Here is a 21085-nt window from a genome sequence, read left to right on the forward strand (position 1 = left end):
GTCTAAAGCCATCATCAGAGATTGAAGAGTAATGACTGATAACGCACCTGTTGCACCCTGGTACCGCCAGCCCTGGTTCTGGTTTCTGACCATTTTCCCGCTGGCGTCGATCATGTGGGGGATCACCACCCTGGTAGTGTCTTCCAGCCTGGACAACTCCATGGTGTCAGACGATTACTCCAAGGAAGGCCGGGGCATCAATATGTCCATCGCCCGGGACGAGCGCGCCGCTGAACTGCAGCTGGCCGGCGAACTGAGCCTGCAGGACAAATCTGCCACCCTGATGCTGGATACCGCTGACGGTGCGGCAGACTATCCGTACCTGGTGTTCAACCTGTATCACCCGACCCTGTCCGGCCAGGACAAAACCGTTCAGTTCACCCGTGTGGCCCCCGGAGAGTACCGTGGCCAGCTGTTTGAGCAGGTCAGTGGCCGCTGGTATTACGACCTGCAGGGCCCGGACAACGACTGGCGGGTAAAAGGCGAAGTGCGCCTGCCCTCTTCCTCCCCAATCACCATTGATGCGAAAGGCAACGCCCAAGGGTGACCGCCCTGAATTGTTTCCATTGCGGAGAGCCAGCGGACGGTGACCCTCCGATCACGCTGGACCTGAACGGAACACAACAGCATTTCTGCTGCCAGGGCTGCAAAGCCGTGTGTCAGACCATCCACCAGGAAGGTCTGACCGGTTTTTATGACTTCCGTACCGAACCAGCGGTCACACCCCGGGAACTCACCCGTGCAGAGGTTGAGCGCCTGAGGGAGCTGGACCATCCGCTGGTACAACAATCCTTTGTTTCGCCCGTCAAAGCGGGACAGGAAGCCCAGCTGCTGATTGGCGGGATTACCTGCGCAGCCTGCATCTGGCTGCTGGAAAACCACATGAAGCAGCAACCGGGCGTGCTGAGCTTCACTGTTAACCACACCACCCAGCGGGCCAGGCTGGTCTGGGCGCAGGATCAGACCCGCCTGAGTGACCTGCTCATCGCCATCCATGAGCTGGGCTACACCGCCCGTCCCTACCAGGCGGACGAAGCAGAACAGGCCCTGAAGGCCGAACACCGTTCCATGTTGATCCGGCTTGCGGTGGCAGGCATCGGCACCTTCCAGAGCATGATGCTCGCGTTTCCGCTGTACTTCGAACTGATCAACGACCTGTCCAACGATTTTGTCAGCTTCTTCCGCTGGTTCAGCCTGCTGGTGGCCACCCCCGTGGTGTTCTACAGCGCCCGGCCGTTTTTCCGAAACGCCCGTCGCGACCTGCAATCCCGACACCTGACCATGGACGTGCCGGTGGCCATTGCCATCGGCCTGGCCTATGCCGCCAGCGCCTGGATTACCGTGTTCGGCGGCCACGAGGTGTATTTCGAATCGGTCTGCATGTTTACCTTCTTCCTGCTGTTGGGCCGGTACGTGGAAGTGCAGGCGCGATACCGGGCGGGGCTCACGGGAAACGCATTGGCCGGGTTCCAGCCATCAGTCGCTGCCCTGGTAAAGGAAGGCCACGCCGATATCGTGCCGATGCACCAGGTCAAGGCCGGCGACATTGTCCGGGTACGCCCCGGGGAAACCCTGCCGGTGGATGGTGAAATAGTTTCCGGTGAATCGACCCTGAACGAAGCTGCCCTGACCGGCGAGTATCTGCCCGAAACCCGTCGCCCGGGTGACGCAGTCCATGCCGGCAGCGTCAACGGCGAGAATCCGCTGGATGTCCGAGTAATCAAGGCCGGTGCCCAAACGCGGCTGTCCGGAATCCTGCGGGTGCTGGACCGGGTCCAGTCCGAGAAACCGCCGGTGGCCCGGATGGCCGACCGCATTGCCGGCAAATTCGTTGGCCGTGTATTGATCCTGGCGCCGGTCGTCTGGATCGGATGGTGGCTGGCCGGCGCCGATAACGCGTTCGATATCACCCTGTCGGTTCTGGTGGTCACCTGCCCGTGCGCCCTGTCACTGGCTACGCCCACGGCAATTACCTCGGCCACAGTGCGCCTGCGCAAACTCGGCTTCCTGCCTACCCGGGGCCACACCCTGGAATCCATGAACACCATCGACACGGTGGTGTTCGACAAAACCGGTACCCTGACCCGGGGCGAACTCAGCCTCAGTGGCCAGCAACAGTTCGGCGGCATGGACCAGGCAAGCGCCCTGAAACTTGCAGCCGGGCTGGAGAAGCATTCGGAACACCCGATTGCCAAGGTGTTTCACAGCCTGGCGTCCGTAGCTGTTAACGATGTAACCAACCACCTGGGCGGCGGCTTATCCGGCATCTTCAATGGCCAGCCGGTGTATATCGGCCACAAGAGTTTTGTAGCCGGCCACACCCGGGCACCCGAGCCGGAGTCGGCCCCCACCAGGGGCATGGAGATCTGGCTTGCCAGCGATACCGAGTGGCTGGCCAGCTTCCAGCTGGATGACCAGGTTCGGGATGATGCCGGCAAAGCCGTGCGCGCCCTGCAGGACGCCGGTATCCAGACCATCCTGCTCAGCGGTGACCGCTCCGGCCACGTGCAGACCGTTGCGCAAATGCTGGGGATCGACCGGGCAATCGGAGAAGCCTCGCCGGAGCAGAAACTGGAGGTGCTGGATCAGCTGCGGGCCGAGGGCCACCGGGTGATGATGGTGGGCGACGGCCTGAACGACCTGCCCTCCATGGCTGGCGCCGGTATTTCGGTGGCCATGGGCACTGCCGCCGACCTGACCCAGCTCAAAGCCGATGCGGTCCTGCTGAACGGCCAGCTTTACCAGCTGGTGGAGGCTCTCAACACCAGCCGGCAGACGCGCCGGATTATCCGCCAGAATATGATCTGGGCTTTCGGGTACAATGTCTGTGCGCTGCCCCTGGCTGCCGCAGGCCTGGTGGCACCCTGGCTGGCCGCGATCGGCATGTCCGCCAGCTCACTCATTGTGGTGCTAAACGCCCTGCGCCTTAGCCGGAAGGCCTGAAACACCTGTCGCATTCCCCATGCAAGGAGGTTGTCGTGCATATTGTCATGTTCCTGGTCCCCCTGATGCTGCTTCTGGTGGCCCTGGGCGTGTTCCTGTTCTCCTGGGCCGTCAAGAATGGCCAGTATGACGACCTGGACGGGCCGGCCCATCGCATTCTGTATGACGACGATAAAGACATGATTCCGGATGATGCCCGCACGGACAAAAAAGCGGGTAAGGAAGGACAGGCCAGCACCGGGGATTTTGACCAAAAGCCCGATAACAAGGCCTGACCAGAACCATGCAGCCGGAACTTTACCTGAGCTATTCGAGCGCCTTTGTTATCGGCTTGCTGGGCAGTACCCATTGCCTGGGCATGTGCGGAGGAATCAGCGCTTCGCTGTCGATGGCGTTGCCGGTCGGCAAGGGGTTTCGCCTGCGCCAGACACTGCTGCTGATGGCCTTCAATTTCGGCAGGATAGGCAGTTACGCCCTGATTGCCACCCTCGTGGCCCTGCTGAGCACCCAGGCCGCCAGCCAATGGCGCTGGGCCGGCTTGCTGCTGATGACCATAGCCGGCCTTCTGCTGATTTTCATGGGCCTTTCCATGGGCCAGTGGTGGCAGGGCATACGCTTTGTTGAAAGAGTGGGGGCGCCGGTCTGGAAGGCGTTATCGCCGCTGACCAAACGCTTTATTCCGGTCAATAATGCCGGCCAGGCGCTGGCCCTGGGGGCCCTGTGGGGCTGGCTGCCCTGCGGACTGGTGTACAGCACGCTGGGCTGGGCGGCGCTTCAGCCAACAGTGCCGGCCGCCGCCCTGACCATGTTTTTCTTCGGCCTGGGCACCCTGCCCTCGATGCTGGCCACCGGCTACGCCGCCAACTGGATTCGCGGCATCAAGAGCAATCAGAGCTTCCGCAAGATCAGCGGTGTCCTGCTGATCCTGTTCGGCTTGTGGACGCTACCGTTCCAGGCCTTGTTGATGCACTGATCCAACAGCCGGCGGTTGCTGGCCGATCAGAGATTCAGCACGTCCAGCCGACCAAAGTCCTGTTCCGGCTCCGCAGACTGCACCACCGCCTGGCGCTTGCCGCCCAGCCGCTTACCTTCCTTGAAGTCGTACAGGTTCGGATCCGCCAGGTGCGATGGCTCGACGTTGCACAGGGCCCGGAACATGGTTTCCAGCCGCCCCGGATGCTGCTTGTCCCAGGTCTGGAACATTTCCTTGATCACCTGCCGCTGGAGGTTTTCCTGGGAACCGCACAGGTTGCAGGGAATGATGGGAAAATTCCGCAGTCCCGCATAGCGGGCAATATCCTTCTCCCGGGCATAGGCCAGCGGGCGGATGACCGTGTTACGGCCGTCGTCGCTGTGAAGAACCGGGGGCATGGATTTCAGCTTGCCGCCATAGAACATGTTCAGGAACAGGGTTTCCAGCATGTCATCGCGGTGATGGCCCAGGGCAATCTTGGTAACACCGTGCTCTTCGGCAAAGTTGTAGAGAATGCCTCGCCGCAGACGGGAACACAGACCACAGGTCGTCTTGCCCTCAGGCACTTTCTCTTTAACGATACTGTAGGTGTCTTTCTCGATGATGTGGTATTCGATACCTAGCGACTTCAGGTACTCAGGCAGGATCTCTTCCGGGAAGCCCGGCTGCTTCTGGTCCAGGTTGACGGCAATCAGCTCGAAACGTACCGGCGCACTTTTCTGCAGGTTCAGCAGAATATCCAGCATGGCGTAGGAATCCTTGCCGCCAGACAGGCAACACATCACCTTGTCGCCTGCTTCGATCATCGAGAAGTCGGCAATGGCCTGCCCCACGTCCCGGCGCAGCCGTTTCTGCAGTTTGTTCAGCTCCAGTTTCTGGCGACGCTCCTGCTCGGACATCGGCGCCTGCTCGGCATTGGCGATCATGGCTTCGGACATTCTGTTGGCACACTTGCAAGGTAAATGAGGCGGCAATTATACGCGCCCCGATTGCCGAGTGACAGGGGCCCCGGGCTCGGTACTTTCCTAAGTGCGCCGCACGCCACTTCCCTCAACTCCTGTGCTTTCACGTGCTGGCAGAGTGTCATACCATGGCCGCCATGATTACACCCGCACCCTCCGCCCGACCGGATCAATCCCCGATCAGCCGCGATCAGCTCGCCTGGCTTGAGCAGCAGGCCGATCACCTGCAGGTGGCTGCCGAACATGAACTTCGGGCGGCGGGGGCTTCCGGGCTGACAGAACTGGCTTTGATCCGTGCCTTACAAAGCCCGCGCTGGCAACTCATCGAGCCCGTCACCTTCAGCGACCCGACCGCGCTCTATCCTGTGCACTTCCTGCTGTTCCATGCCCTTTACCGGCTGCAATCGGAGCTGGCCCAGGCCGGGGAAACACTGGTGATTTCCCCGCTTCGATTATGTATTTTGACCACCGGCTCCGGCAATACCCGGGCCCTGCCGGCAGAAGAAGATCCACTCAGAAGCTTTTACCTGAATCTGTCCCGGTACTTCCTGTCCGGCCACGATATCCGGGGCATGATGGAGCGTTTCCTGGCTGGCGTAACACTGGCCGGCAGCCCGGAGGACGTTCAGGAAGCCGCGCAGGTGCTCGGCTTTGATACACTGCCCGGCGACTTCGATACCGTGAAGCAGCGATTCCGCCGGCGGGTGATGCAAGCCCATCCGGATCGCGGCGGGCGCACAGAAGATATCCAGGAGCTGAACCGGGCGTTTTCCGTCCTCAAACGTCACTTTACCCGGCAATAGACTGACATGACTCGACTCAACCGATTCGCAGCCGCGGCCATTCTTGGCCTGACTGCCTCCGCACCCCACGCCCTTGCCGACCTTGTTGTGCTGCAGTATCACCATGTGGCGGACCATACGCCTCCGGCCACCAGCACCTCCCGCTCGTTGTTTGAAGCCCAGCTGGACATGATCAGGGACCTGAACCTTGAGGTTGTGCCACTGCTGCCCGCAACCCGGCAGGCGCTGGCCGGTGAGGATGACAGCAACCGTGTTGCCATCACCTTTGACGATGCCTACGAGTCAGTCTATCAAAATGCCGCCCCGTTGCTTGAACGTCATGGCCTGCCCTTCACCATCTTCGTGAACACCGACGCCATCGGCAGCCGGGGCTACATGAGCTGGGAACAGTTACAGGAGCTGGCCACCGGTGAACAGGTGACCATTGCCAACCACAGCACTGACCACGGCCACCTGGCGCGCAAGCCCGGTGAACCCGAAGCGCAATGGCACAAGCGGACAGAGCACAGCCTGGACCAGGCCCAGGGCACGCTGAAAACCAGGCTCGGGGTGGAGGAGCCGATGTTTGCCTACCCCTACGGTGAGTTCGACGAAAAACTGGAGGGCAAACTGGAAGCCAGAGGCTGGCTGGGATTCGGGCAACAGTCCGGGGCGATTGGCCGCTATTCCCACAGCACCCGACTGCCCCGTTTTCCCATGGCGAACAGCTTTGGCCAGCTTGGAAGCCTGAAAGACAAGTTGCTGAGCAAGGCCTTCCCGGTGCCCGCCAGCGAGTTACCCGACGGCGTACTGGAAGCCAACCCGCCGGAACTGGTGTTCGAACTGGGGGAAAAACTGACTGCGGACCGGCTCACCTGCTTTGCCTCCGGTCAGGGCCGCATCGAATTCCGGACAACCGGCAACCGGGTCTCGGTGAAGGCACCAAAGGCATTCGACAGCCGGCGTTTTCGCTATAACTGTACCCACCCGGCAGGTGATGGCCGCTACTACTGGCTATCCCAGCAATGGCTGAACCTGGACGCTCCGGAAGACTGATCCCTTACTCTTCGAACGTGGTCAACCCGAGCTCACCGTAAGGCACATGGGGAATCGCCACGGGGCCGTGATCGGCGTCATACACGGTTTGCGCGCGCAGGTCTTCGCTACGGGTGAGCACCAATAACCAACGCTCACCCTGCCCCGGAAATACCGGCACCCAGGCTTCCAGGTAGCCCCGCTTACGCCAGGTTTCCGGGTAATAATCCATCACCAGGTCGGTAATCAGGCGAACCGGGCGAAAATCCCGATCCAGAAACGCCAGTGTGGGCACGAACACGCCCTTGTGGGCGTAGGAGCGCAGGCGCGTTACAAAGCCATGGGTAAACTCACCGGAGGGCAAGGCCACCAACTGGAAGGCGGACTCGCCACTGCTGAAATCATAAACCGGGGAATCTTCGGTGATACGAACCCCGAACTCCCTTCCCTCCTGCCAGTGCTCGAACTCCTTGTTGGATAACGCTTCACAGCAGTTGCCGGCAAAGGTGGTCAACACGTTCTCCGGTTCGCGCTCGATGCCGAGGACGGCAAAGGCATCCGGGTCATGGCCGGCTACGGGCTCGGCCTCTCCGGATTCCTGCCGGGGCAGGTAAACGCTGGCGGGGGTCAGGTTCAGTGGCGCCATGTCCGGGTTACGTTGCCGCTCGGTGCGGGTATCCGGCTTGTAATAGCTGACCCGGACAATGCCGTCGGCATCTCGCCAGGTGTAATAGGGCTGCCGCTGCCCCGGCCGGATAAAACCGTCCCGGGCCAGCTCTTCGCCATCCGGGTAGTTTTCGGTGGTGTAGTCGCCGGCATCCTCAAGCTTGCTGGCAGCATCGGGCTCGCCCAGTGCCCTCTTGGGAGGTAAGCCCGCAGTCTCGGCAACATCTTCGCTTTCCGGGCTTTCGGATTCTGATTCTGTTTCGGGAATGCGGGAGTAGCGTACCTGGCCCTGTTCGTCTACCCAGGTGAAGTAACCGTCCCGCTGCTCGATGGGGGTTCCACCCAACTGGCAGCCCGCCGACAGGGCCACTGCCAGGACACAGCCTGCCAACCGGACGGATCGCATCAGAACCATGACAAACTACTCCCCGGACTGCATCAGAATTTGGTGCGGAAACTCAGCCCCGCCATCACAACCCGCAGCGAGGTCTTGATCTCCAGGTCCGCATAGGGGTTGTAAATGATATTGGTGATGTTGTCACAGTTTACGTTACAGCTGCTGTCTGCCGGAATAGTCTCGATAGACTGCAGGTAAGACAGGTTCAGGTCGATTTCCGTGTCTTTGTCCCAGCGATACCCCAGCCCTACGCTGTACAGGTTGGCTCCGCCAAACGGCGCCATGATGGAACGCTGATCGTCCGGAATTACCGAATCCCGGATCTCGACACCCGCCCGCAGGTCCAGTCGGGACGACACATGCAGCTCCGCACCAAAGGCCCAGTTCCACTGGCTCTTGAAGCCCAGCGGCAGGCGCAGGCTGTCTGGCGTGGCGTTATCCGGCGACAAAATCCGGGCAGCGTTCAGGAACTCCAGCTTGCGGTCGAACTTGAATTCGAAGGCGTCCCACTGGGCAAAATCGGTCCAGCCAATGTCGGCATTCAGGGTGAGCAGCGGGTGCACATCCACGCTGATCCCGGTCTGGAAATGCTGCGGATACACCAGGTCCATACTGACGTTACCGGCCTCCCGGGGGGCACCGGAGGGCAGACTCAGAATAGCCGAGGTGATGGCCCCCAGCACTGAGCCGTTAACGCTTTGCCAGAACCCGGACCAGTCATCGGTGTACTGGATCTCGAACTGGCCTTTCAGGTTCATGTCCGCTTCGGAGGTGTAGCTGGCACCCCAGCGGAACCAGTCCGTGGGCTCCCACATGACACCCAGGGCGTAGGTGGGCGAGATGGTTTCCTGCAGGTTCAGGTTCATCGCGCCGATATCGTCCCAGGGGCCAACGTTACCGCCGCACAGGGCCAGCCAGGGTTGCAGGGGTTCGTCACCACTTTCACAGTTGAAGGCGTCTTGCAGAACCTCTGCCACACCGATCAGCATGTTCGGCGCCCGCATGTACTGGTCTGCCGCAAACCCGAAATGGGACAGGTGAATACCGGCACCTACCGACCATTCATCGTTTATCTCATAGCCAACCGTCGGGGAAAGATAGGTTGTCCGCTGAAGCGTTGCGGCCTGGGGCTGGTAACGGCCGGGATCGTCTTTCTCCCGGTAAAAACCCGCGGCCATCGGCATATAGAACGCGTTGGCAAAGGTCAGCTTTGAGCCGGGTGGCTTGATACTGATACCCGCAGAGGGCGCTACCGCCGGCCCCGGCGGCAACCGCAGAATGCCATACCCGGGAACGTACAGGGCGACGTTGTTGGTGTGGCTGTGAGTATTGGCCACCGGGTCCCGCTGCTTGCCGGTCAGGGGGTCTGTTTCCAGGCCTTTGATACCGAAAATCTCGTAGTCTTCATCCGCAATGAAGTCGGCATCAATATCCAGGTAGATACTCAACACGTTGACTTCAAGCTGGCGACCATCCAGCTTGGTGAGGCCTGCCGGGTTGTAATGAATGGCCATCAAACCCGGGGGATCGGCGGTTACCGCGTTCCCCAGTGCCAGTGCCTTGGGGTGCAGCGTCAGGTTCTGGGTCATCTGCGCCTGGGCACCGCAGGACAGGCTTGCCGCGATCAGCGCTCCCAGAATACGTCGCTTGTGACTAGGTTGTCCCATGAAAATCTTCCCTTCCCGTGAAACGTCTGCAGCTCCAATCACTCTTTGAGGCCGGAGAAATTAATGGGCAGGGATATACCCAGGGAGAAATCCGGGGCATCTTCGGTCAGGCCAATCCCCAGACTGGTGTTTACGATGGTCATATCACTGACCCGGGTACCCAGCGACATGCTCAGGAAGCCCGTCATCTGGTCCTGGGCTACGGCCTGGTCGCCGTTGGAGAAGGTCAGAACGGTCTGGTCGCTGTAGCTGACCTGGGCCGAGATACTCAGGGAAATGTCATAAGACAGTGAATAGGCAAAGCCCGCGGAGCCGGAGAGACCAAAGCCGGGCTCCACCTTCTCGAGCAGGCGGGCACCACGAACCTGTTCCAGGCCGTCTTCGGTCAGGTTGTAGGTTGCACTGAGCGAACCGAACACCACCACCGGGTCCAGCACCTTGGACATACTCAGGCCGCCACCAACGGAGTAATAACCGCTACCGGTAGACAGCTGTTCCTTGATGTCGATCTCGTAGGGGCTGACACCAGTCTTGCTGTTCAGGGTGCCAAAGAAGGTAGCCGAAGCCTTGCCGGGTACGTAGGCAAAGGGCTGCCAGCGGGCCGTAAAGGAGATGTCGCCGAAGTCGTAAACATTCAGCTCGTCCTCGGTATCGTACTTGACCACCAGCGGTACCCGGGTACCAACCGTAAGGTTGTCCAGCAAGCCGTAGTCGTAGGAAAAGGCATTGGTGAAGTTATGGGTAGCTGACGGCACCACATCCAGATTGCGCACCGAACCATTGGTAATGGCCAGGTCCAGGCGCTGATCCCCGGTGTAGGAATAGTCGAAGGAATAGTTCAGGGAGTGAGATCCCTTCTTCTGCAACGAATAGTTCTTCTCGGCAGCCTGGAACACTTCCTCGAGCTGCTTGGTGGAATCTTCATCACCTTCCTGGCGTGACAGGGCTTCCCGCGCCTGGTCAACATTTCCGTCCTGGGCCATCGCCATGCCCGGAAGCACACCGGCCGCGGAAACAAGGATAAAACCTCGCACTAACCAACGATTCATCCTGACTCCCTACTCTTATTGGTTTTATTCCTGATCCGGGGAAAACCGCCCGGAAAATTAGTTTCGACGGTAGTAAAGCTGTTTACGGGTATTCTCAACGCTACCGTCAGGATTGTTCTTCTGGCGTTCCAGCAAGTTCTGGACGCGTCTTTCTGTGGATTCGGCGAACGCCGGCATCTGTTGGATAGCCAGCAGTGTCATGGACTGGTCGTCTACAAAGCGCAGGTCTTCCTCTTTCAGTTCGAGGTTGTCCAGCGGCTTGTCGCTGCCCGGGAAGACAATGAACAGCACGTTGTCGTCCCACTTCTCCTGGAACTGGGCCACGGTAAAGGAAATATTGCCGACGGCGGGGTCGGCCAGGTAAACCCGGTCATCCCGGATGGTCCGGAGCACTACGAAGTGTTTGAAGCCGGCGTGGTCGATGGGCACGATAGCCGGGTGATCCAGCTCCATCAGGTCGTCAATCTCGGCCTTGAAGCCGCCAGAGGGATAACCCAAAGCCGTCACCAGGCGCTTCATATCGAGCATGGAAAAGGCCCGGCGCTGGACGATGCGATCGCTCTCGCCGTAATGCAGCAACCCTTCCATCACCTGCCGTTCAGAGAGGGTCCGGCCAAGATAGAAATTAAGGACCGTGGTCAGTGCCGCACTGCCACAGCTGTAGTCGTAGGCCTGGCGCACAATGTTCCGGAACTTCTGCTCGACCAGGGGCTCCACCCGCACATCAGAGCGTTGCTCAACCGGGCTCGCATCCACCTTGTGCTCCAGCACGATGGTGCCTGGCTCGAACGGCTCTACCTCGGTGGCTTCCTGCACCATGGCAAATGTGAGAAGGGATCCGGCCAGCACCAGCAGCATTTTGCAAAGTTCCTGTTTTTATTGGATGTGCAACGTCGGCGTTACATGTTGTAACCGTAAGATACCGAAATCGAATCGGGCTTAAAGATAACTGTGCCTCAAATCTGTCGCTGCAGGCGGGGCCAGCAGCGACAGTACTGAGAACTGGTTCAAGGGAGGGAAAGGCCGGACAGCATCCGGCCCTGAATCACATTGAGAAAACGGTTCCGAGCAGCGCGTAGGTAATCAGGGTTACCACCACAATACCCATGATATTGAGCGCAAAACCGGCCCTGATCATATCGGAAATCTTCATGTGGCCACTGGAGAACACGATGGCGTTCGGCGGCGTGGCCACCGGCATCATGAAGGCACAGCTGGCGGCAATGGCAGCCGGCACCGTCAACAGCAGCGGAGAGACGTCCTGCGACATCGCCAGGGCACCCAGCAGCGGCAGGAACGCCGCCGCTGTGGCGGTGTTGCTGGTCACCTCGGTGAGGAAGATAATCACCCCAGCCACCAGGATCATCATCACCAGTACCGGCAAGGTGCCAGCCACGCCCATGCTCTCGGCAATCCACTCGGCCAGTCCGGAACTGCTGATCACGCCCGCCATGGCCAGGCCGCCACCAAACAGCAGCAGCACGCCCCAGGGCAGGCGGTTAGCCGAATCCCAGTCCAGCACGAAGGTCCTGTCCCGGGTGCTTACCGGAATCAGGAACATGGCAATCGCTGCAGCAATGGCAATACCGGTGTCACTCAGCCAGGGCGCAATGCTGCCAGAGAGCAAGGGCCGGAAAATCCACAGCGACGCCGTCACCACAAACACCAGTGCAACCAGCTTTTCACCCTTGCTCATGGGGCCGAGCGCGGCAAGTTCGTCCCGGATCATCTGGCCGCTTTCCTGGGCGCCTTCAATGCCGAAGTCCTTGCGGGTCAGCCACCACCAGGTCAATGTCAGCATCACCACCGTCACAGGCACACCGAGTAGCATCCACTGGGCAAAGCCCACGGAAATGCCCTGGTTTTCGCTCAGGTAAGCCGCCAGCAAGGCATTGGGCGGCGTGCCAATAAGGGTGGCAATACCACCCACGCTGGCGGAATAGGCGATGGCCAGCAGCAAGGCCGTGGCATAACGGCGAACCCCGTCCGGATTGCTGTCATCCATCATGCCGATCACCGACAAGCCGATCGGCAGCATCATGATCGCCGTGGCAGTGTTGCTCACCCACATACTCAGGAAGGCCGTTGCCAGCATGAACCCGGCAATCTGCCGTTTCGGCTTGTCCCCCATCGCCCGCAAGGTCAGCAGCGCAATCCGCCGGTGCAGGTTCCACTTCTGCATGGCCAGGCCGAGGGTAAACCCGCCCAGGAACAGGAAGATGATCGGATTAGCGTAGGGCGATGTGGCCTGGCTGATACTTCCCAACCCCAGCGCCGGTATCAGCACAATCGGCAACAGGGAGGTAGCCGGAATGGGAATGGCTTCGGTAGACCACCAGGTGGCCATCATCAGCATCATGCCCAGGGCAGCCCAGGCCTTCGGACCCATCGTCTCCGGCGCCGGCACCAGCAGGGTAACCAGCAGGAAAGCGGCGCCAAGAAACAAACCAATTACCTGGCTTTTGGGCAATCCTTGCTTCGGTTCTGATCCAGCGGGGTTCTGTGTCATCTTTACCACTCAGTGTTTGTCAGAATTCAGTTGTCGGCGCAATTTACACAAACGGTGGTGTAAGGCAACACCTGAAGCCGGCGCGGATCGATCTGCTCACCGCATTTTTCGCATTCGTCCCCTGCTCCGCTGTCGATCCGCTCCAGTGCATGGGCAATCTGTACCAGTTCGGCGCGGGTTTCCACTTCCAGTGAATCGACCACTTCGTCGTTCTGGGTTTGCGCGGCCTGCTCTTCAAAATCCTTATCCAATGCACCCGCCTCGCGGTGCTGGTGCGCTTCATACCGGGCCAGGCGGGCCTGTAGTTCCGCTTTCAGGGTTTCCAGTTCGGATTTGCGACTGCTCATGGTTTTCTCCACTGTAAGGTTACAAATTCCAGACTAAAGAATATGCTGGAACGGCGTTTGATGCCTGTCAAAATGATGTCACGCATCTAAAGTTAGACTGAGGATTCCAGTCATTCCAACTACAAAGGAGTTGTACCCCATGAACAATGAGCTGCTCGAAAAAGCCAACCGCCTCAATGAAACCCTGTTCAACCAGTTCGGCAAAGCTGCAGAAATGCAGATGGAAGCGTTCCGCCGGTATGCCGATGTTGCCATGGAACAGGCCCGGAAGATGGCCGAGGTACGCGACCTCGAAAGCCTGAAAACCCTGACCACAGACCAGGCCGAAACCCTGAAAACCATCAGCGAGCAGGTATCTGCAGACTGGAAGGCCTGGCAGGACTACGCCAACGAAACCCGCGAGCAACTGCAGCAGGTGTTCGAGGCAAAACCGGCTGATAACACAGCGGAAAAAACACCGGCCACCGGTAAAGGCAGCAACGGCAAAACCGCTGCCTGACACCCTGAATGACCGGCCGGGCCGGAACGTCTGCGACGCTCCGGCCTTTTTGTATCCGAGGCAAGGAGAACCCCGATGCTGGGTATGGACTACATCAGTAAAACCGCAAAGCAGATGATGAAAACCTTTGACGACAACGTGCGTCAGGGCCAGCAGCAACTGGAACAATGGCTGGGCGACACCGGCATGGTAGACCACGCTAAGCTGTCCACCCTCAGCGAAATGTCAGACGCCTATCGTGCCATGGCCGAAGACTTGCTGCTGCATCCGCTTCGCTTTGCCAGCGCCGAGATCGAGCTGGGCAAAAAGCATCTGGGCCTCGCCCGTTACACGTTCAGCCGGCTGACCGGCAAACAGCCCGAGCCGGTAGCCGTTCCGGAATCCGACGATCGTCGTTTCCTGGCTGACGACTGGCGCAAGCATGTGCCTTTCGATGTGCTTCAGCAGGTATACCTGATCAATTCCGGCGCATTCCTGAACTGGGTAGAGAACATGGAAGGCCTGCCCGGTCCCGCCCGGGACCAGATGATGTTCTATGCCCGGCAACTGACCAGTGCCCTGTCGCCCTCCAACTACCCCCTGACCAACCCGGAAGTACTGCGCATTACCTGGGAACGCAAGGGGATGAATCTGGTGGATGGCGCCCGTAACCTGGTGGAAGACCTGCGCCAGAACCCCGGCCTGTTCAATGTTGGCATGACCGACCGTTCGGCTTTTGAAGTCGGCGGCAACCTGGCCACCACACCGGGCAAGGTGGTGTACCAGAACGAACTGATACAGCTGATCCAGTACACACCCACCACCAGGACGGTAGCGCAGCAGCCGCTGCTGATCATCCCGCCCTGGATCAACAAGTTCTACATACTCGATCTGACCGAGCGCAACTCGTTTATCCGCTGGCTCGTGAGCCAGGGCCAGACGGTGTTCGTGGTGTCCTGGCGTAACCCGGGCCCGGCCCAGAAAGAGACCGGCTGGGATGATTACATGAAGCTCGGCCCCCTCGCGGCGATCGATGCGGTAACAGAGGCCACCGGCGAAGAGCAGATGAACGCCATCGGCTACTGCATTGGCGGCACCCTGCTGGGCTCTACCATGGCCTGGCTGGAGAAGAAGAACCGCAACCCGATCATCAGCACCACCTATCTGACCACCCTGCTGGACTTTTCGGATCCCGGCGGCATCGGCGTATTCATCAACGATCACTCCATCCGTGGCATCGAGCGGGCCATGGAGCGCAAGGGCTACCTGGACGGCCGGGCCATGGCCTTCACGTTTAACCTGCTGCGCGAGAACGACCTGTTCTGGTCGTACTGGACCAACAACTACCTCAAAGGCCTGAAACCCGCCGCCTTTGACCTGCTGTACTGGAACACCGACGGCACCAACCTGCCGTACAGAATGCACAGTTACTACCTGCGGGAAATGTACCTGCATAACCGGCTGGTGCAGCCAGATGCCCTGACCATGAACGGCGAAACCATCAACCTGTCGGAAATCCGGGTGCCATCGTTCTTCCTGTCGGCGCGACAGGACCACATCGCCAAGTGGAAAACCACTTACCACGGGGCATACGCTTACGGCGGCGATGTCCGCTTTGTCCTGTCCGGTTCCGGCCACATCGCCGGTGTGATCAACCCGCCCTACAAAGAAAAATATGGCTTCTGGACCAACAACACCCTGCCGGAAGATCCGGACGCCTGGTTCTCCGGCGCGGAGCAGCATCCGGGCTCCTGGTGGCCATACTGGCGGGAATGGATTGTCGGCTATGAAGGCGACCAGGTGCCGGCCCGACAGCCCGGCGAAGGAAAACTCGAGGTCATTGAAGATGCCCCTGGCAGTTACGTGAAAGTAAAAGCAGCCGACGCCGGACATTGATATAATTCAGGAACTTCCGGCATCGACAACAGGAGCACACATGGGGCAACCAATTCCCGTATCCCAGATCATGCACAGTGGCCTCCTGCTTCAATGCAGTCCGGAAACGGTGATTTCCGAAGCCGCAGCGCGGATGGCGGAGAATTCGGTCAGTTCCATTTTGATCAGCCAGGACAACACCGTGGTCGGAATATGGACGGAACGGGATGCCCTGGCCATCAACTTCGCCGATCCGGACCAGTTCAGCCAACCGGTCCGCTCGGTGATGAGATCGCCGGTGCTGTCGTTACCTGCCACCATGGATACTGCCCAGGCGGCAATCAGGCTAAAAAACCAGAGCCAGCGACATGCCCTGGTTACCGACGAAGACGGCCAACCCGTGGGCATTATTTCCCGTACAGACCTGGCCCTGAATCAGGGATTGGAACCCTATCTGCGCTTGAGGGAAGTTGGCGCAGCCATTCCGCATTTACCGGCAGTCGTACCTGAATCGCTGCCCCTGGCCCAGGTGGCCGACCTGATGCACCGCCGGGGAGCCGACGCAGTGGTGGTCAATTTCGGTGAGGACGGCTTTGGTATTGTCACCGAGCGCGATATGGTTCGCTTCATCGCCAGGCATACCAGCAATACCCGTATTGGCGAATTAGCGTCCCGCCCGCTGGTTACCGCGAAGGAAGAAGATCCGCTCATCCACGCCCGTGATTTGTTGCTGGACCACCGCATTCGCCATCTCGGTGTGCTGGACCAAACAGGGGCAATCATCGGGCTGATCGGTTACAACGATATGCTGTCGGGTGCCGAGCAAATGTACCTGGATGACCTTCGGCAGGCACTCGAACAGCGCGACAAAGCCCTTGCCCGGTCGAGCCGGACCCTGCAGCTGGCAGAACGTGTTATTGAATCGTCATTCGAAGGCATCATGGTGACCGACAAAAATGCCCGAATCGAGTTCGTGAATCCGGCCTTTACGCACCTCACAGGCTACAGCCCGGAAGAAGTGATCGGCCGCACACCGGAAGTTCTTTCCTCCGGCCGCCACGATTCAGAATTTTACACACGTCTGTGGCAGTCTCTTGAACACCACGGATACTGGCGCGGTGAAATCTGGAACCGGCGTAAAACCGGCGAGCTTTACCTGGAATTGCTGACCATTACCGCAATCACCGATGACAACGACAACGCTACCCATTATGCCGGCCTGTTTACGGATATTACCCAGAACCGCAAAAACGAAGAACAAATCCGCCAGCTTGCCTATTACGATGCCCTGACCGGGGTCCCCAACCGGCGGCTGCTTGAAGACCGCCTGGACCACGCCATCCGACATGCTCATCGAACCAAACAGTTACTGGCTGTCATGTTCATGGACCTGGACAAATTCAAGGACGTGAACGATCGCCTCGGCCACGCGACAGGTGACGAATTATTGGTACAGTTCACTGCAAGGGTGCGTAGTTGCCTTCGGGAAGACGATACCCTCGCCAGGCTGGGCGGAGACGAGTTTATTATCCTGCTGCCGGAGGTAAAAAGCCCCGAAGCCGTCCTGAACGTTGCAGAAAGGCTGGTCAGGGCGTCTGCCCCAGACTACGTTATCAATGGCCACCACCTTGCAGTGAGCACCAGTATCGGTATCAGCCTGTATCCGGGTGACGGCAAGACCAGCGAAGAATTACTTAATGGCGCAGACATTGCCATGTACCAGGCCAAGCAAAGTGGCCGTGACGGATACCAGCTTTTCAACCCGAAAGCCGTCGATAACCCCGCAAACCGGCAACGGCAATAACCCCGTAAACTGACGCAAATCAAGCGCCCGCGAATTAGCGGGCGTTTTACACTTTAGTCCCATTGTTGCCTGAAAGCCCCGGGCAGAAACTACGCTATTACTTCAGCCTGACATAAAACAAGAATAGGCTGTGCGAACCCTAAACCGGAGGCCAATCTGCAATGACTTTCAGGACTTTCCTGCTCTCGGCATGTCTGCTTTTGCTCGGCAGCGCCACTGTTTCCGCCGAATCTCTCAAGATCGGTCTTAACTACCCGGAAACGGGACGCTACAAAAACCAGGGCCTGCAACAACGCCTGGCTGCCTACCTTGCGGTTGAGGAAATCAACCAGGCCGGCGGTGTGCTGGGGCAACCACTGGAACTGGTCATCCGCAACACCCGCGGCGAGCCGGAAAAAGGCGCCCGCAACACCGCCGAAATGATTGACCAGGAAGGTGTTCAGATGGTGTTTGGCGGTGTATCCAGCGCCGTTGCCATCGCCTCCGGCAAGGCCGCCCGCGACAGGAACCGCATTTACTTCGGCACCCTCACCTATTCCAACGCCACCACCGGCAGTGAAGGCCACCGGTTCATGTTCCGGGAGCCATACAATGCCTGGATGACCGCCAAGGCACTGGGCGATTACCTGAACCAGAACCACGCAAACGACGATTACTTCTACATCACCTCGGACTACACCTGGGGCTGGTCAGTGGAAGAGTCCGTTCGCCAGTTTTCCAATACCCAGGAGACCGAACGCCACCCGGGCGTCAAAACCCCGTTTCCCCGGGCACTGATTACCGATTTCCGCAAGGCCCTGGAACAGGCTGCCGAATCTGACGCCAAGGTGCTGATGATGGTACTGTTTGGCGACGACATGGTGCGCGCGCTGCAGGTGGCCTATGAAATGGGTCTGACCAAGCGCATGCAGGTGGTGGTTCCCAACCTGACCCTGGGCATGGCCCGGCAGGTGGGCCCGGCGATGATGGAAGGTGTGATTGGCGGCGCACCCTGGGTATGGACCCTGCCGTACGAGAACAACTACCCCCGCGGCAAGGAGTTTGTTGAAGCCTTCTCTGCCCGCTATGAAATGCGTCCCTCTTCCTCTGCGGCCTCGGCCTACAGTATTGTGTACCAGTACAAGGAAGCGGTTGAGCGTGCCGGCACCACGAATACTGCCGATGTGATCCGGGCACTGGAAGGCCACCGCTACAGTTTCCTGAAAGACGAGCAGTACTGGCGCGAGTTTGATCACCAGAACGTACAAAGCGTTTACGTGGTGAAGGTAAAACCCCGTGACCAGGTGATGGCCGATGAATTTGCCTCGGATTATTTCGAGATCATCGGTTCCATGGCCGGAGAACAGGCCGCACAAACCCAGGAAGAGTGGGAGGAGCGCCGCCGCGAGGCCGGCAAGCCAGTCCGGCTCTGACACAAGGAGTGAGCAGACAGTGGTTCGGAAAGCACCAAAAACCAGCACAGAAACATCACCGCTCGGCGGATTTCCGGACCACTGCGACTTACTTGTTATCGGTGGCGGCGTAAACGGCACAGGCATTGCCATGGACGCCGCCGGCCGCGGGCTAAGGGTTGTCTTGTGTGAGATGAACGACCTGGCCTCGGCGACGTCGTCCAGCAGCAGCAAGCTGATCCACGGCGGCCTGCGTTATCTGGAGCATTACGAGTTCAGGCTGGTGCGTGAAGCACTGGCGGAACGGGAGGCCCTGCTGGGCAACGCTCCCCACATCATGTGGCCGATGCGTTTTCGCTTACCCCACCAGCCCCACCTGAGACCGGCCTGGATGATCCGCACGGGCCTGTTTCTGTACGACCACCTCGCCAAGCGTGAATTGCTGGCCGGCTCCCGGGCCATCAACTTCGGCAAAGAATCCCCCCTGAAACCGGACATCACCCGGGGCTTTGAATACTCCGATGGCTGGGTAGACGACGCAAGGCTGGTGGTACTCTCAGCTCGCAAGGCCCAGCAAAAAGGCGCCAGTATCCTGCCCCGCACCCGGTGCGTCCGGGCCGAACGCAAGGGCTCTGGCTGGCAGGCGGTACTCGAAGATACCCTCACCGGGCACACACGAACCCTCAGCGCCAAGGTGGTAGTGAATGCCACCGGGCCCTGGGTCAGCCGTCTGTTCGGTGAAAGCCTGGGCATGGCTGCGCCCAAACAGATCCGCATGGTCAAGGGCAGCCACATTGTGGTGCCCCGCCTTAACCAAGATACCGAAGCCTACATTCTCCAGAATGCCGACGAGCGCATTGTGTTCGTCATCCCCTACGAAGATGAGTTCTCCCTGATCGGCACCACCGATGTGGACTACGAGGGCAACCCGTCTGAAGCACGAATTTCCGAAGAGGAAACCCGCTACCTGCTGGACGTGGTGAACCAGTATTTCCGCCGGCAACTGACACCCGGCGATGTGGTATGGAGTTACTCCGGGGTCCGGCCGCTGATGGACGATGAAGGCGGCAATGCCCAGAGCGCTTCCCGCGATTACTCCTACGAGGTCGACGACCAGGATCACCAGGCGCCGTTGATTTCCGTGTTCGGAGGCAAGATCACCACCTTCCGGAAGCTGGCCGAGGCGGTCACCGATGCCGTATGCGATTACTTCCCCGGAGCGGGCAAATCCTGGACCCGGAACGCCCTGTTACCGGGGGCCGACTTTGCCAGCCAGCAACAGCTCGCAGAAGAGCTGCAACTGCACTACCCCTGGCTGGACCGCGCCATTATCCGCCGGTTTGTGCGCAGCTATGGCACCGACAGCCACCACATCCTCAAAGGCTGTACCGGCACAGAGGATCTTGGCCACGCCTACACCGCCACCCTGTACCAGCGTGAAGTGGACTACCTGATTGCCCACGAGTGGGCACTGAGCGCGGAAGATGTGCTCTGGCGGCGTACCAAGCAGGGGCTCTATATCACGGAGCAGCAACGGGAGCAGCTGGACAGCTACATCCATCGGGCGGCAACCCGGCACCAGAGCCTGTTCACCGCCGCCGGGTCAGAGTAATTCCCCGATCCGGGCCTGAAGCCGGGGAATCACCTCCTGCTCGAACCAGGGATTGCTTTTCAGCCAGCGGATATTGCGAGGGCTCGGGTGAGGCATGGGCAATAGCCCCGGCCAGTATTCCCGCCAGGCTTTGACATTATCCGTTACCGATTTTCGGCTGTCCGGCAGGTGCCAGGCCTGGGCATACTGGCCGATTACCAGGGTCAGCTCAACCTTGCCCAGCCGCGCCAGCAAGGCCTCGCGCCAGGTTTCGGCGCATTCCGGCCGGGGCGGCAGGTCGCCGGATTTTCCGGTGCCGGGAAAGCAGAATCCCATGGGCAGAATAGCCACCTGTTCCTCGTTGTAGAATTGCTCCCTGTCCACGCCCATCCATTGCCGAAGCCGGTCACCGCTGGGATCGTTGAACGGAATTCCGGTTTCGTGAACCTTGCGGCCCGGCGCCTGGCCGACCACCAGGATTCGGGACGACCGGGACAGCTGGACAACCGGCCTCGGCCCTTCCGGCAAGACATCTTTACACAGGGTACAGGCCCTTACCTGCTGCACCAGCTGGTCAAAGTCCAGGCTATCCAGATGATTAGCCGTCTGAGTCATG

At 59.6% G+C, this 21085-nt stretch carries 19 protein-coding genes; 11 read left to right on the forward strand and 8 right to left on the reverse strand.

Features of this window, described 5'->3' with window-relative positions; all coding sequences use genetic code 11:
* Positions 1 to 31 precede the first annotated feature (31 nt).
* Genes AQ621_RS01980 through AQ621_RS01995 form a run of 4 tightly spaced genes read left to right on the forward strand, consistent with a single transcriptional unit; the run spans position 32 to position 3916 of the window.
* Complete coding sequence (locus AQ621_RS01980) at positions 32 to 547, forward strand: FixH family protein (protein ID WP_022988019.1); 516 nt, start codon at positions 32 to 34, stop codon at positions 545 to 547.
* Positions 544 to 2943, forward strand: a complete 2400-nt coding sequence (locus tag AQ621_RS01985) for a heavy metal translocating P-type ATPase (RefSeq protein WP_058340056.1) — start codon at positions 544 to 546, stop codon at positions 2941 to 2943. The genes AQ621_RS01980 and AQ621_RS01985 overlap by 4 nt, the downstream gene beginning before the upstream one ends.
* 47 nt (positions 2944 to 2990) lie before the next feature.
* Complete coding sequence (gene ccoS / locus AQ621_RS01990) at positions 2991 to 3218, forward strand: cbb3-type cytochrome oxidase assembly protein CcoS (protein WP_173637026.1); 228 nt, start codon at positions 2991 to 2993, stop codon at positions 3216 to 3218.
* 8 nt (positions 3219 to 3226) lie between these two features.
* On the forward strand, positions 3227 to 3916 hold the full coding sequence (locus tag AQ621_RS01995; protein WP_058340058.1) for a sulfite exporter TauE/SafE family protein: 690 nt from the start codon (positions 3227 to 3229) through the stop codon (positions 3914 to 3916).
* Positions 3917 to 3942: 26 nt separating this feature from the next.
* On the opposite strand, the gene ttcA is transcribed toward AQ621_RS01995, so the two are convergent.
* Positions 3943 to 4815, reverse strand: a complete 873-nt coding sequence (gene ttcA, locus AQ621_RS02000; protein WP_227508228.1) for a tRNA 2-thiocytidine(32) synthetase TtcA — start codon at positions 4813 to 4815, stop codon at positions 3943 to 3945.
* A gap of 191 nt (positions 4816 to 5006) precedes the next feature.
* Here ttcA and AQ621_RS02005 point away from each other — a divergent pair, with 191 nt between their 5' ends.
* Entirely contained in the window at positions 5007 to 5681 is a 675-nt protein-coding gene (locus AQ621_RS02005) for a DNA-J related domain-containing protein (RefSeq protein WP_058340060.1), read from the forward strand.
* 6 nt (positions 5682 to 5687) lie between these two features.
* Complete coding sequence (locus AQ621_RS02010; RefSeq protein ID WP_082640843.1) at positions 5688 to 6716, forward strand: polysaccharide deacetylase family protein; 1029 nt, start codon at positions 5688 to 5690, stop codon at positions 6714 to 6716.
* Between the two features lie 4 nt (positions 6717 to 6720).
* Here the strand turns inward: AQ621_RS02010 and AQ621_RS02015 are convergent, their stop codons facing one another.
* From AQ621_RS02015 to AQ621_RS02040, 6 genes are all read right to left on the reverse strand, one after another.
* Positions 6721 to 7776: a MalM family protein gene (locus AQ621_RS02015; protein WP_058340061.1), complete on the reverse strand. Its 1056-nt coding sequence runs from the start codon at positions 7774 to 7776 to the stop codon at positions 6721 to 6723.
* A 23-nt stretch (positions 7777 to 7799) separates the two neighbouring features.
* The gene (locus tag AQ621_RS02020) at positions 7800 to 9425 is read right to left on the reverse strand and encodes an OmpP1/FadL family transporter (protein ID WP_058340062.1); all 1626 of its coding nucleotides are present in this window, start codon (positions 9423 to 9425) and stop codon (positions 7800 to 7802) included.
* Between the two features lie 38 nt (positions 9426 to 9463).
* Positions 9464 to 10474, reverse strand: coding sequence for a hypothetical protein (locus AQ621_RS02025; protein WP_058340063.1), 1011 nt, complete (start codon positions 10472 to 10474; stop codon positions 9464 to 9466).
* 57 nt (positions 10475 to 10531) lie between these two features.
* Positions 10532 to 11332 carry a C39 family peptidase gene (locus AQ621_RS02030; protein WP_058340064.1) on the reverse strand — a complete coding sequence of 267 codons (801 nt, stop codon included), beginning with the start codon at positions 11330 to 11332 and terminating at the stop codon, positions 10532 to 10534.
* Positions 11333 to 11519: 187 nt separating this feature from the next.
* A complete protein-coding gene (locus tag AQ621_RS02035; protein WP_058340065.1) occupies positions 11520 to 12983 on the reverse strand; it encodes an SLC13 family permease in 1464 nt (487 codons plus the stop codon).
* Between the two features lie 26 nt (positions 12984 to 13009).
* On the reverse strand, positions 13010 to 13330 hold the full coding sequence (locus tag AQ621_RS02040) for a TraR/DksA family transcriptional regulator (RefSeq protein ID WP_058340430.1): 321 nt from the start codon (positions 13328 to 13330) through the stop codon (positions 13010 to 13012).
* Between the two features lie 139 nt (positions 13331 to 13469).
* Here AQ621_RS02040 and AQ621_RS02045 point away from each other — a divergent pair, with 139 nt between their 5' ends.
* From AQ621_RS02045 to glpD, 5 genes are all read left to right on the forward strand, one after another.
* Positions 13470 to 13829 carry a phasin family protein gene (locus tag AQ621_RS02045; protein ID WP_058340066.1) on the forward strand — a complete coding sequence of 120 codons (360 nt, stop codon included), beginning with the start codon at positions 13470 to 13472 and terminating at the stop codon, positions 13827 to 13829.
* 75 nt (positions 13830 to 13904) lie between these two features.
* Positions 13905 to 15704, forward strand: a complete 1800-nt coding sequence (locus AQ621_RS02050; protein ID WP_058340067.1) for a PHA/PHB synthase family protein — start codon at positions 13905 to 13907, stop codon at positions 15702 to 15704.
* Positions 15705 to 15744: 40 nt separating this feature from the next.
* Entirely contained in the window at positions 15745 to 17487 is a 1743-nt protein-coding gene (locus tag AQ621_RS02055; RefSeq protein ID WP_058340068.1) for a diguanylate cyclase domain-containing protein, read from the forward strand.
* Between the two features lie 161 nt (positions 17488 to 17648).
* Positions 17649 to 18899, forward strand: coding sequence for an ABC transporter substrate-binding protein (locus AQ621_RS02060; protein ID WP_058340069.1), 1251 nt, complete (start codon positions 17649 to 17651; stop codon positions 18897 to 18899).
* Between the two features lie 19 nt (positions 18900 to 18918).
* On the forward strand, positions 18919 to 20490 hold the full coding sequence (glpD, locus tag AQ621_RS02065) for a glycerol-3-phosphate dehydrogenase (protein ID WP_022988036.1): 1572 nt from the start codon (positions 18919 to 18921) through the stop codon (positions 20488 to 20490).
* Here glpD and AQ621_RS02070 read toward each other — a convergent pair.
* The gene (locus tag AQ621_RS02070) at positions 20482 to 21084 is read right to left on the reverse strand and encodes a uracil-DNA glycosylase family protein (protein WP_058340070.1); all 603 of its coding nucleotides are present in this window, start codon (positions 21082 to 21084) and stop codon (positions 20482 to 20484) included. The genes glpD and AQ621_RS02070 overlap by 9 nt on opposite strands.
* Position 21085: the final 1 nt, after the last annotated feature.

The sequence above is a fragment of the Marinobacter sp. P4B1 genome, assembly GCF_001447135.1.
Lineage (GTDB): Bacteria > Pseudomonadota > Gammaproteobacteria > Pseudomonadales > Oleiphilaceae > Marinobacter > Marinobacter vinifirmus.